The organism is Acidobacteriota bacterium (assembly GCA_035471785.1).
Lineage (GTDB): Bacteria > Acidobacteriota > UBA6911 > RPQK01 > DATIPO01 > JANQFM01.
Window position 1 is genome coordinate 103,951 of the sequence record DATIPQ010000005.1, and the last position, 12,547, is coordinate 116,497.

At 61.7% G+C, this 12,547-nt stretch carries 11 protein-coding genes; 7 read left to right on the plus strand and 4 right to left on the minus strand.

The annotated features are described in order from the left end of the window. Window positions 1–16: 16 nt before the first annotated feature. A complete protein-coding gene (gene def / locus VLU25_00780) occupies window positions 17–526 on the minus strand; it encodes a peptide deformylase (GenBank protein ID HSR66449.1) in 510 nt (169 codons plus the stop codon). Between the two features lie 257 nt (window positions 527–783). Here def and VLU25_00785 point away from each other — a divergent pair, with 257 nt between their 5' ends. From VLU25_00785 to VLU25_00805, 5 genes are all read left to right on the plus strand, one after another. Further along, entirely contained in the window at window positions 784–1,542 is a 759-nt protein-coding gene (locus VLU25_00785; protein ID HSR66450.1) for an ABC transporter permease, read from the plus strand. Window positions 1,543–1,544: 2 nt separating this feature from the next. Continuing rightward, a complete protein-coding gene (locus VLU25_00790; GenBank protein ID HSR66451.1) occupies window positions 1,545–2,336 on the plus strand; it encodes an ATP-binding cassette domain-containing protein in 792 nt (263 codons plus the stop codon). Between the two features lie 23 nt (window positions 2,337–2,359). Further along, entirely contained in the window at window positions 2,360–3,766 is a 1,407-nt protein-coding gene (locus tag VLU25_00795; protein ID HSR66452.1) for an MlaD family protein, read from the plus strand. Window positions 3,767–3,818: 52 nt separating this feature from the next. Next, window positions 3,819–4,454, plus strand: a complete 636-nt coding sequence (locus tag VLU25_00800) for a CDP-alcohol phosphatidyltransferase family protein (protein ID HSR66453.1) — start codon at window positions 3,819–3,821, stop codon at window positions 4,452–4,454. A 170-nt stretch (window positions 4,455–4,624) separates the two neighbouring features. Continuing rightward, the gene (locus VLU25_00805) at window positions 4,625–5,407 is read left to right on the plus strand and encodes an NTP transferase domain-containing protein (GenBank protein HSR66454.1); all 783 of its coding nucleotides are present in this window, start codon (window positions 4,625–4,627) and stop codon (window positions 5,405–5,407) included. A gap of 36 nt (window positions 5,408–5,443) precedes the next feature. Here the strand turns inward: VLU25_00805 and VLU25_00810 are convergent, their stop codons facing one another. Then, window positions 5,444–7,888: a TonB-dependent receptor gene (locus VLU25_00810; protein ID HSR66455.1), complete on the minus strand. Its 2,445-nt coding sequence runs from the start codon at window positions 7,886–7,888 to the stop codon at window positions 5,444–5,446. Between the two features lie 161 nt (window positions 7,889–8,049). Beyond that, complete coding sequence (locus tag VLU25_00815; protein ID HSR66456.1) at window positions 8,050–8,793, minus strand: sulfotransferase family protein; 744 nt, start codon at window positions 8,791–8,793, stop codon at window positions 8,050–8,052. A gap of 296 nt (window positions 8,794–9,089) precedes the next feature. On the opposite strand from VLU25_00815, the gene VLU25_00820 reads away from it, so the two are divergent. Next, the gene (locus VLU25_00820) at window positions 9,090–9,902 is read left to right on the plus strand and encodes a DUF5995 family protein (GenBank protein HSR66457.1); all 813 of its coding nucleotides are present in this window, start codon (window positions 9,090–9,092) and stop codon (window positions 9,900–9,902) included. Window positions 9,903–9,906: 4 nt separating this feature from the next. Here the strand turns inward: VLU25_00820 and nfi are convergent, their stop codons facing one another. Next, the gene (gene nfi, locus VLU25_00825; GenBank protein HSR66458.1) at window positions 9,907–10,632 is read right to left on the minus strand and encodes a deoxyribonuclease V; all 726 of its coding nucleotides are present in this window, start codon (window positions 10,630–10,632) and stop codon (window positions 9,907–9,909) included. A gap of 27 nt (window positions 10,633–10,659) precedes the next feature. Between nfi and VLU25_00830 the strand changes: the two genes are divergently transcribed. Next, window positions 10,660–12,534 carry a DNA topoisomerase IV subunit B gene (locus tag VLU25_00830; GenBank protein HSR66459.1) on the plus strand — a complete coding sequence of 625 codons (1,875 nt, stop codon included), beginning with the start codon at window positions 10,660–10,662 and terminating at the stop codon, window positions 12,532–12,534. Window positions 12,535–12,547 lie beyond the last annotated feature (13 nt).

Sequence of the window (12,547 nt, forward strand, 5' to 3'; positions counted from 1 at the left end):
CTTGAGGCAGGCCGCCTTACCACTCGCCGGCCTTCATCATCTTGCTGATCTTGCGCTTGATCATCTGGCGCTTGAGGGGCGAAATCCGGTCCAGGTAGAGGATTCCCTCCAGGTGGTCGATTTCGTGGCAGAGGGCGCGGGCCAGAAACTCCTCGGCTTCCATCTCCAGCGGCTCGCCCTGCAAATCGTGGCCCTGGATTGTGACGCGCATGGGACGTTCAACGTTGGCCGTAAACCCGGGAATGCTCAAACAGCCTTCTTCACCCACCTGAGAGCCTTCAGAAGAGGTGATCTCGGGATTGACCAGCACAACCTGGTTGCCCGCTTGCCGACCCGATGTCACGTCGACTACGATGAGCCGTTTGTTGATGCCCAACTGGGGGGCCGCCAGTCCCACGCCCTCGGCGTCGTACATCGTTTCCAGCATGTCCGAGGCCAGTTTGCGCAAATCGTCGTCGAACTCTTCCACCCTCTCCGACCTGGTGACGAGTTCGGGACGCCCATACTTGATGATCTCGCGAATCATGGCTCTTTCCAGCCTTCAGAATACCGTCTTTGGCTCCGCCACTGCAAAAGGGTTCAGGACCATGATCCTGTCACCTCTCGGGCATCTGTTAAACTCGTTGAGGTAAGCTGCGCCCGTCGCACAATAGGGACGCTCCGGCTGGCGCCGCCTGCCTGTGACGGCATCCGCCCGCCTCACGATTCGATGCGACGATGCCGCTCCCGAAACATCTGTTAGAGGACGGTTGAGCGCCCACGGGTCTCGGGAACGGTTGTTACATGGATTTTATCTACAAAGCGCTGCAGGAAGTTCAAGACTTTACCCTTCTGGGCGTGCGCGCGGTGACCAACATCTTCCGTCGTCCGCGCTACTTTCAAGACACGCTCATTCAGATGGACGCCATCGGGGTGGGTTCGCTGGGCATCATCATCCTGACCGGATTCTTCACCGGAGGCGTGCTGGCCCTGCAGAGCGCCAACTCGTTGAAGGCCTTCGGGGCCGTCAACCTGACCGGCCAACTGGTGTCGCTTTCTCTCATCCGCGAACTGGGTCCCGTGCTCTCGGCCCTGATGCTGGCCGGACGGGTGGGCTCCGGGATCGCTTCGCAACTGGGTTCGATGGTAGTCACCGAGCAGGTCGACGCCATGCGGGCGCTGGGAACCGATCCCTCCAAGAAGCTGGTCACGCCCCGCGTCATCGCCTGCGTCACCACCATGCCCCTGCTGACCGTTCTGGCCGACCTCTTCGGACTGCTGGGCGGATGGATCGTGTCTTTCTACAAGCTCAATCTCAACACCAACCTCTACTGGACCACGGCACTGCGGGCCATCGACTACAACGATGCTCTGGAAGGGCTGGTCAAGCCCATTTTCTTCGGCTTCATCGTAGGCATGGTGGGCTGCTACCGCGGACTCAGCACCAAGGGAGGAACGCGGGGGGTCGGAGAAGCGACGACGAAAGCAGTGGTCACGGCATCCATCTTGGTGATCGTGGCCGATTTCTTCTTGACCAAAGTGATGCAAGACCTGAGATATTGAGCATGATCCGTTTTGAACATGTGACCAAGACGTTCGCCGGGGAGCGGGTGCTGGACGATTTTTCAATGTCCCTGCAGCCCGCCGAGACCAAAGTCATCCTGGGCGGAGGCGGATCGGGCAAGTCCACCATCCTCAAGATGGTTCTGGGCCTGGTCAAGCCCGACAGCGGACGGGTCTATGTGGACGGCGAAGACATTACCGAGGTGGAAGAGGAAGATCTGATGCCCTTGCGGCGGCAGATCGGCATGGTCTTTCAAGAAGGCGCTCTTTTCGATTCGCTGACCGTGGGCGAAAACGTGGGCTACCGGCTTATCGAGGAGGGTCGTCACAGCCACCAGGAGGTCGAGTCCATCGTCCACCAGGTGCTGGGATTCGTAGGACTGGAGCACGCTGTCGGCATGATGCCCTCGGAACTCTCGGGCGGCATGCGCCGCAGGGTGGGCATCGCCCGGGCGCTGGCCGGAAAACCGCGCATCGTGCTCTACGACGAACCGACGGCCGGACTGGACCCCATCACCAGCCGGACCATCTCGGAACTGATTATGAAACTGCGCGATCTGGAAGGGGTGACCTCCATCCTGGTCACTCACGATCTGACCACGGCCATGATCCTGGCCAGCGAGATCGCCACCGTCGATGAGGAAGGCGAGACCCGCTTCAGGCGTGAAAACGGGGAGTTCTGCCTCATCAACACGCGCTTCGTCATGCTTAAGGAAGGACGGGTCCTCTTCGAGGGGCCCGACGAACTGCTGCGCGAATTCGACGACGGATACGTCAAGGAGTTCCTCGACTGAGGGCCTCGAAGGGAAGTGGAATCATGGAAGGAAAACGGCGCCCCACGTTCTCGGAACTGAGAGTCGGCATCTTCGTGGTGGTGGCCTGCGCCATCCTGGCGGTGGCCATCTTCACCATCGGCACCCAGGTGGGACTTTTCGAGAAAACCTTCATCGCCAAGACCTACCTGAACAACGTCTCAGGGCTCAAGCCCGGCGACATCGTGCGTCTGGGCGGAGTGGAGGTGGGCAACATCACGCGGGTGGAAATGTCGCCCGCCGGGGTCATTCCCGACACCCAGACCAACCAGCAGACCCTGGCCCGCCTCAACCTCCTCAACAGCCAGGCCGCCACCCTGCAGAACCAGGTGCAGGCCGCCCAGCAGAACGCCTCCCGGCTGGAGGCCGACTATCAGGCTGCGGTGGCCGACGCGGGAGCCGACTCGGAAGCCGCCCGCCAGGCCCTGAGGCGCCTGGAGGACGCCCGGGACCGCCGCGACGACCTGGAAAGCGACCTGGAATCGGCGCGGGAAGACATCGAGCAGGCGCGAGCACAGATCCAGAATATCGCCGTCTACATGCAGTTGACCGAGCAGCACCGCGACTGGATCCGCAACGACAGCAGCATCTCGCTGGGCAACGTGGGCTTGTTGGGCGACAAGTACATCGAAATCTCCCTGGGACGGACCGATGAGCAGCCTCCCGTCGTCACCGAACTGGTGGACGGCGCTTTCGGCACCGAAGAGCGCGAAGTGGTGGTCATCACCGGTCAGACCCAGTCGGGCTTCCAGGAACTCATCACGGGAGCCAACGACGTGCTGGCCAACTTCGAACTGCTCTCCGGCAAGCTGGTGAGGCTGATCGACCAGTTCGAGGAAGGCGAGGGCTCGGTGGGACGCTTCTTCAACGACCCCTCCTTCTACAACAACCTCAACGCGGCCGTCGAATCAGCCCGCCAGACCGCCGACGAAGCGGCCCGCTTGCTGCGCGAGGTGACCGAAGGGGAAGGCACCATTCCTACCCTGATCCAGAGCCGCGAACTGCACGACAAGGTGGTGGCCATGACCGACGACGTGGGCAAGGTCCTGAAGGCCGTTCAGGAGGGCCAGGGCACTATCGGCAGGCTGATCAACGAGCGCGAGGTCTACGACAAGGCCAACCGCATGCTGGGCAACGTGGAAGAGATCACCGCCCGCATGCAGCGCGGCGAGGGAACCCTGGGCAAGCTCTCCAAGGACGAGCAGCTTTACACCGACCTGCGCGATTCCATCGACCGCCTCTCCGCCATTCTGGAGGACGTGGAGCAAGGACGCGGCACCTTGGGGCGGCTGGCCAAGGACGAACAGCTTTATCGCAACGTCAACGAACTCTCCAGCGAAATGGTCAAGCTGCTCTATGATTTCCGGCAGAACCCCAAACGTTTTCTGACCATCAAGTTCGAGTTGTTCTAGGATCGCGGCCTTGCTTGGCGGCCCTTGCTAGTTGCAGCATAGGCGGCCTTGAATGGCCGTGGTATCCTACCTCACCATGATCACAGAGAAAATCGGACAAGGCGCCCAAGTGATCCTGCGGGCCATCGTCAAGCTGTTGGCCTTTCTGCGCATCACTCCCAACCGGCTGACCTTTTTGGGCTTCCTGGTCAGTTTGGCGGTGGCTTTCGCCTTCGCCTATTCGGATGGGGACTTTACTCTGGCGGGATTCATTCTCATCGTGGCGGGGCTCTTCGACATGGTGGACGGCATGGTGGCTCGAGCCACTAATTCCGTCTCCGAATTCGGAGCCTTTTTCGATTCCATCATGGACCGCTACTCCGACCTCATCATCTTGCTGGGACTGCTCATGCACTACGGACGAACCGACCGCCTGCCTTACGTGGTGTTGATCGGAGTGGTGATGATGGCGTCGGTGCTGATCTCGTACGCGCGGGCCCGGGCCGAATGCCTGATCCCCAAGTGCAAGGTAGGATTCCTGGAGCGGCCCGAGCGCATCGTGCTGCTCATCATCGGCTCCTTCTACCACATGGAGCCGGTGCTCTGGGTGATGGCCGTGTTGGGCAATTGGACAGTGGTCCACCGCATCCTCTACACCAAGGCTCAAATCACTGGGAAACCTCAGTTTTTGCGCCAGCAGGGGGGCTGAAAAAGACGTTAGGTATTCCTTACGACGGATAAGGCTGTTATACTCCCCGACTCAAACGCCGTCCCAACACCGCCGCCGGGCGGTACGCGCACGGTGGCCGAAGGAAGGGCTGTGCAGGGAACGCGATTTGTCGGCTGGGGACGGACGGACACGCACACGAGGTAGAGCGCATGCACGAGGGGAAAGTTAGGCAAGCCGTCATCCTGGCTGCCGGCAACGGAAGCCGCATGGCCTCCGCCGCCGATCTGCCCAAGCCGTTAGTCGAGGTCGGCGATCAGCCGTTGATGGGTCACATCCTCGGATGGCTGGAGGAATGCGGCCTGGAGCGGGTTTTCATCGTGGTGGGGTACCGGGGCCTGGAGATCCGCCGGCAATTCGAGTCCTACCACGGGCTTCCCATCGAATGGGTGCACAATCCTCTCTACGACCGCCCCAACGGCGTCTCGCTGCTGGCCGTGGAGGACTTGGTGGAATCCTCCTTTCTGCTGCTCATGTCCGACCACCTCTTTCAACCCGCCACTCTGCGGGCCCTGCTGGAGCGGGAAGTACCCGAGCACGGGGGCATTCTGGCCACCGATTCCAAGCTCTCCGACGTCTTCGATTTGCAGGACGCCACCAAGGTCCACTGCGTGGACAACTGCATCCAGGACCTGGGCAAGAACCTCGACGACTATAATGCCGTCGACACCGGCATGTTCAGCCTCTCTCCCACCGTCTTCTGGGCCATGCGCGACAGCCGCAACCGGGGCGACGCCTCCCTCAGCGGAGGCATCCTGTCGCTGGCCCGCCAGAGTCATGTCGAAACCTGGGACATCGGGTCCAACCTGTGGATCGACATCGATACCCCCCAGGCCCGCGACGAGGCCGAACGGATGCTGGCCCAGGGCTGTTTTTCGGCCATTCCCAAAAGCTTCCCGACCGCCAAACCCCAAAGAGCCACTCCCAACTTGTGAGTTGGTGATTGGGAGTCGGTTGTTGACCCAAGGTCCCTAGGGTTCGATCTGAAAGGTGCCCCCGAAGCTCCGCTCGTTGGTGTTGAAGAAGGTGCCGAAGCGCGGCGAGTCGACGATGTTCTGCACGTCGCGGGGCGTGAAGGTGTTGAAGAAATTGAAGATGCGGATGCCGATGCGGGCCCGGATGCCCTTGATGGTGAACCACCTCTGAACATCGACGTCCAGCGTGATCAGGTTGGGGAAGCGTCCGGCCCGGTTGCGCGGGCCCACGAAGTTGCGGTCCTCGTCCAAGGTCGAAAAGGGAAAGCCGGAGCGCCATTCCACAACCGGAGAGAAGATCCAGTCGCCGGGCAGCATCCAGGTCCCCTGCAGCAGGAAGCGGTCGGTGACGTCGTTGTTGCCCAGGGAGTATTCGTTGGGCCGGATGATGGGATCGCGGAAGTTTCCGAAGAACTGGTCGAAATCATTGAGGTCGCGCTCGCCCTTTGAGCGCAGGTAAGAAGCGATCAGATAGCTGTCCTCGGAATAGTCCCAGCGCGTCGTCAATTCCACCTCCCAAAAGCGCGAGCGTCCGCGGCTGTCCACTCGCAGCCTGGGGTCGGCGCCGTCCAGCGGGTCCACCAGGATTTCGTGGTGCCCCTGGCGGCGCAGGAAATTGGTCTTGAAGAGCAAGTTGGGGCGGATGCGGTGGTCGTATTCGATATTCCAGGTAAAGGAGTAGGGCGTGCGCAAGTCGTCGGCCAGTACGTGGCGAAAGGTGGTAGGCGGACCCAAGGGCGTTTGGCCGTCTTCGGCGAAGCGCGCCACGCTGCGCAGCTCGAAGTCGGGAAAGGCTTCCACCGTCAGGGGCACGTGGTCGTAAAAGAGTCCGGCGCCGCCCCTGAGAATGCCCTTGCCATCGGGCAGCAGGCCTATGGCGAATCCGAAGCGGGGCGCCAGGTTGGTTCGCTGGAAGACGCCGTCGCGGTCGACCCGGGCTCCGAACTCCATCAGCAGTCGGTCGTTGATACGCCAGCGGTCCTGGGCGAAGAAAGCGAAATCGGTGTTGCGGACGCGCTGGGAAGCGGCCGGCGAATAGGTGATGCGCCGGCTCAGGGTCCCGTCCTGGCGGACCACGTTGACCGGACGGCTCTGGGAGAGCCCGTCGTAGGAGGCGGTGAGCAAGTCGAATCCGAACTTGAAGAGGTGCTCCCCCGACCACCCGCTCTTCTGCAGGCTGAGCGATTCCACAAGCTGCCAGCTGCGTGTGCGGCGGCGCTGGATGTTGTAGAAGTTGCCGCTGTTCTCCTCCACGTTGAGGAACATCTCTCCCAAGCCTTGTCCGAAGATGTCGACGTCGTAGTCCTTGAAGCTGACCGTCGACTCCAGAACCGCCGAGGGGTTGATGACGAACCGCTCCGAGAGTCCCACCTGGTAACCCCTCTCGTGCAGGTTGGGGGTCACGGGCCGGGGATTGAAGGTGTCGAGATTGACGAAGTCGAGCTTGCGGGGAAAGACGGAGACAAAGGCCGACAGGTAGTTGCTCTCGTTGAGGTTGGCGTCCAGTTGGGTGAAGCTGGAAAAGCTTTCCAGGCGCGTGTCCGATTCCAGCGGGGGGAGCGAGGGGACGTCGGTGATCAGGTAGCGGTACTGTAAAGTCTGGGCCAGGAAAAGGCGGTCTTTGACCAGCGGACCCCGCACCAGAAAACGGGGCGTGAATCCTCCGATTCCCATCAGCGTTCCGTCGCGGAACTTGGGGCGGGGAAGAAAATTGTTGACCAGAAAACGCCACCTGTTGCTGCCTTGACGGGTGAGGATGTTGGTGATGCCGGAGGAGAAGCGTCCCAACTCGGCGGCGTAGGGATTGGAAAGCACCTCTACGCTTTCCACGGCGTCGGTGGGCAGCGTGAAGCCCAGGTTGCCCGAGGAGGGGTCGGTGATGTTGGTGGAGTTGTTGATGACGTAGCTGGTTTGGGTGGGGGTGCCGCCGTTCATCACCAGGCGGCCGTCTACCCCGCGCACCACTCCCGGCAGCAGCGGCAGCAGGGCCGAGAAATCGTCTCCCTTGACGGGGGCGATATCGGCCAACTCGCCTTGCAGCGATTGGGTGGAAGTGCCGCCTTGCCGGTCTTGGGCCGCACCGATGACTTCGACGTTTTCCCGCAGCGACTCGATGGGCAGGGCCAGGTCGACCTGGCGCAGTCCTCCTGCGGGCAGGTCGAATTCCTCGCTCTCCGTGGTTTGAAATCCGTCGAAAGAAGCGCTGACCTGGTAGCGCCCCGCCGCCAGTCCGCCGGCCCGATAACGTCCCTCATCGTCGCTCACCACGCTGGCCGCCGCTTGGCCGCCCGGAACGGTCAAGATCTCTACCGACGCTCCGGGCAAAAAAGCTCCGTCCTGGCGTGAGGAAACGCGCCCTTCAATGGACGCCAGATCTGATTCCGGCTGGAAAGGTTGAGCCGCCGTTAGGAGTGCGCTTGCCACCAAGAGAGTCAGGATCAACGAAAAACCTCATTCCGACTTGCCGCGTTGCCTTCCAGCCCGGCAGAGCCCGAATCGCCCTCCGCCCGGCCCCCTTCGAAACCTCTGCCCAGTCCGCCTCATTGTCGCAGGACACAGGTCTGGATTCAACATCGGAGGCGGGCCGCAGCTTGCCGTCAACCTCAGCGCTGAGCGCGGATGATCCACTGGCGCATGTAATCGTAATGAGGACGGCAGTCCTCCAGGACGGAGAGCAGGTCGCGTGGAAAGGGGTCGTCTTTGCCCTGATAGGGCTTGAATCCCTCGGAACGGTGCACGTTGTGGTACCAGTGAGGAGCCCATATGCCGTCTTCAGGACGTCCTCCGCTGGACCACTCCAGCATGGCGGGCTGAAAATCGATCTCCAGGCGTTCGCAAAGCGTGCGCAGCACGCCTTGCGGATCGATGAGAAGTTCTTTGGCGTCCAATACCGGCGGGTCCTCGCCCAGCCGGTGCAACTGGCCGATCAGTTTGGACTGCATGGCTAATCCGGTATCGCCCAGTTTAGGATGCTCGACCTGCTGGGCCAGCGAGGGGAGCATTTCGCGCGGATCGCGGATCAGGAAGACATTGGCGGTGCTGGCCAAGAAGGTGCGGTCAAGCTGAATCAGGTGGTGGGCCATCATCTTGAAGAACAGCACCGGTTTGTTGTGGCGTCCCATCACCACCTGGCGCACGACCTTGTTGCCGTCGCGGTCCTGATCGGCCAGGACAGCCTCGCGACCGGGATGGTCGACGCCGGTCACTGCCAGGTAGTGGGCATAAAGGGGTTCGTCGAAGACACGGGTATCGTCGCGTTGGGCGAAGGCGTACATGAGGGCGGTCGAGACGTTTCGGGGACCCGACCAAAGGCACAGCCGCAAGGGCTTTTCAACGGTGTATCGCACGTTTCCTCCTAGACTATAGCGAGCAGCCTCATACCGCCGAGAGCCATCAGGCCTTCAGGGCGGTCGCTGAAACTTGATTCGTGTATAAACTTGTTGGCCACCTGGTGGCCTTAGCACCGAATAGCCCAATCCCGATCGGCCAGTCAAGGGATCAAATCACACTTTCCAGTAATCAACCAACGGCTTCAGGAAATCGATTGAAGTGCAATCGGCCCCTTGTCGAGCGTCGCTCGCGTCTCTAAACTATGAAACGATTCCAGTCATGACAAGACCGCAGCGCCAGGGGGAAAGCTACGGTGCAAGACGGGGCCACAGGGCAGATTTTGGGCAAGCTCGACCAAGTTGTGCAGGAAGCGCTGCGTAAAAATGACCGCATCGGTTACTTCGCCGCTTTTAACCACCGGCTGGTGCGCGAGGTCGAGATCGCTATCGAGCGCGGCTATTTTGTCGACGCCGAGCGGACGGCCGCTCTGCTCAAGGCTCTCAGTTGCCGCTATCTGGACGCCCTCGGGTCTTACCGCCAGGAGAACGGATTGGCCCGTTGCTGGCGGTCGGCTTTCCAGGCGACCCGAAGCAAGCGCTTCATCATTCTCCAACATCTGCTGCTGGCTCTCAACGCCCACGTCAACCTCGACCTGGGCATCGCCGTCAACCGGGTGGCCCCCACCCCGGCCCGCCTCAAGGAAATCGAAGAGGACTACCGGCGCCTGCGCCGCATCCTGCAGGAGATGGTGGCACAGGTGCAGCGGCGCATCGTGGTGATCTCTCCCTGGATCGGACTGCTGGACCGCCTGGGGCAGCGGCGCAAGGAGCGCTTCATCCTGTTCAGCACGCGCGCCGCCGGGCGAGCCGCCTGGAAGGTGGCCAAGGATCTCTCTACCCTCAACAGCCAACAGCAGCGCGAGTTGCTGCGCTCGCTGGACGGAGTGGTGCTGGCCTCCCAGCGCCGTCTGGAAGGCCGCAAGCTTCACGTCCGCTGCGCCCTCTGGCTGATCCGGCGCAAAGAGAGCCGTGACGTGCGGGCCAACATCCGCTTCCTCCTGGAGGGATTCGGCACCGAGCCCGGCGATGCCGTCCAATCTCTGCTCTCCCGTCCCGGCTCCCGCTGAGCGGCTAGCTGAACCCGGCTTTCTTGGCCAGGGCGGCGTAGCGGTCGGCCTGGCGGATAGGTTCGGGCAGGCGGTAGCGGGTCAGCGATTGCAGGGTCCAGCGCAGGCATTCAGCCAGCGGCAGGCCGTATCCTGAGGAAACGTAGATGGGCTTGACATTGTCGCGGCTGCGCAGCACCAGCGCGATCTCTTCGCCCTTGTCGAGGAGAGGCGCGATGGAACCCCTTTGAGCAGCGGGGACGGAATGCTCTCCGCAGAGGCGGGACTTGCCGATGCCGATGGTGGGCATTTCCAACCACAGGCCCAGGTGGGTGGCGATGCCCATGCGGCGGGGATGGGCCTGGCCGTGGCCGTCCACGAAGACCAGATCGGGCCGGCCCTGCAGCTTCGCGAAGGCGGGCAGGATGGCGGGAATCTCGCGGAAGCTGAGCAGCCCCGGCAGGTAGGGAAAGGGAGTCGGCAGGCTCGAGATCTGCTCCTCCACCACCTGTAATTGGGGAAAGCTCAGAACGACCACCGTGGCGAAGGACTCGCCGCTCTCCTTGTCATAGCTGACGTCCACTCCCGCCACCCGCCGCGGATTCCCCACCTGCAAGTCGGTGCGCACCCTGCGGCACAGTTCCCTCTGCAGTTGCACGGCTTCTTTGGGCGTCAGGTCCCAGCGATGCAGGTCATGGTGCATGCCAGATGGGTAGCAGGTCGAGGGCGGGGCCTGCAACCTCAGTCTCACGACAGCGGGGCTTGTTATGATGGAGAGGTGGCTAGCAATCTCAGCGCGGTAGCTGAATACACCGAGGAACACATACGCTCGCTGGACTGGAAGGAGCACATCCGCACCCGTCCGGGCATGTACATCGGACGCCTGGGAGACGGCACCCAGTTCGACGACGGAATCTACGTTCTGCTCAAAGAGGTGCTCGACAACAGCGTCGACGAGTTCCTCATGGGAGCGGGCAAGAGAATCGAGATCCACGTGGAGGACGACTGGGCCGCGGTGCGCGACTACGGGCGGGGAATTCCCCACGGCAAGGTGGTGGAATGCGTGGCCAAGATCAACACCGGAGCCAAGTACGACAAGGGCGCCTTCTACCGCACGGTGGGGCTTAACGGCGTGGGCACCAAGGCCGTCAACGCGCTTTCGGCTTCCTTCCTGGTGGAATCGATCCGCGACGGCAAGCTCAAGCGGGCCGAATTCCGCCGGGGCGACCTGGTCAAGGAGTACCGTCCCGAGCCCAGCAAAGAGCGCCAGGGGACGCGCATCCGCTTCGTTCCCGACGCCTCGGTTTTCAAGGGATACAAGTTCGATCCCCAACTGGTTGAAGAGCGCCTCTGGACCTACGCCTACCTCAACCAGGGACTCAAGCTCGACTTCAACGGCCAAGTCATCTCCAGCGACAAGGGGCTCCGCGACCTGCTCCAGAACGAGGTCAAAGAGGGGGCTCTCTATCCCGTCATCCACGTCAAGGACGAGGAAATCGAGTACGCCCTGACCCACACCGAGAACTACGGCGAGTCCTACCAGTCTTTCGTCAACGGCCAGTACACCAGCGACGGCGGCACCCATCAGTCGGCCTTCCGCGAAGGCATCCTCAAGGCCGTCAAGGAGTTCTTCAACAAAGACCTGGAGGCCGCCGACGTACGGGGAGGCGTGGCCGGAGCGGTCCTGGTGCGCATCCACGAGCCGGTCTTCGAGTCCCAGACCAAGACCAAGCTGGGCAGCACCACGGTCACTCCCGAGGGCCCCACAGTGCGGGCGTGGCTGGTGGAATTCGTGCGCAGCACCCTGGTCAATCAACTCCACAAGCAGCCCGAGACGGCCAAAAAGCTATGGGCCAAGATTCAGCGCAACGAGAAAGAGCGCCGCGACCTGGCGGGCATCAAGAAGCTGGCCAAGGAGCGCCAGAAGAAAGCCAACGTCCACAACAAGAAACTGCGCGACTGCAAGCAGCACTTCAATGATCCCAAGAGCAAGCTGGGAGAACTCTCCCAGTTGTTCATCACCGAAGGCGACAGCGCCTCGGGCAGCATCAACAAGGCCCGCAACCCGGAATTCCAAGCCGTCTTCTCCCTTAAGGGCAAGCCCCTCAATTGCTTCGGGATGTCGAAGAAGGTGGTTTACCAAAACGAAGAACTGAACCTGCTGCAGCACGCCCTGGGCATCGAGGACGACCTGGAGGATCTGCGCTACAACTACGTCATCATCGCCACTGACGCCGACGTGGACGGCATGCATATCCGCCTCCTGCTGCTCACCTTCTTCCTGCAGTTCTTCCCCGAGTTGGTGCGCAAGGGGCATGTTTACGTGCTGCAGACGCCCCTTTTCAGGGTGCGCAACAAGAAAGAGACCATCTACTGTTACAGCGAGGAAGAGAAGTCGCAGGCCCTCGACAAGCTGCGGGGCAAGCCCGAGATCACCCGCTTCAAGGGATTGGGCGAGATTTCGCCCCAGGAATTCACTCTCTTCCTCCGTCAGGAACTGCGCCTCGACCGAGTCAAGCTGCCCCAGGACATGCCCTCCATCAAGGAGCATCTGCGCTATTACATGGGTAAGAACACGCCTCAGCGCAAGGAATTCATCATGGAAAACCTGGTGACCGAGCCGGTTGACCTGGTGGGAGCCGAGGGCTCCTGAGGCTGGCCCCGAG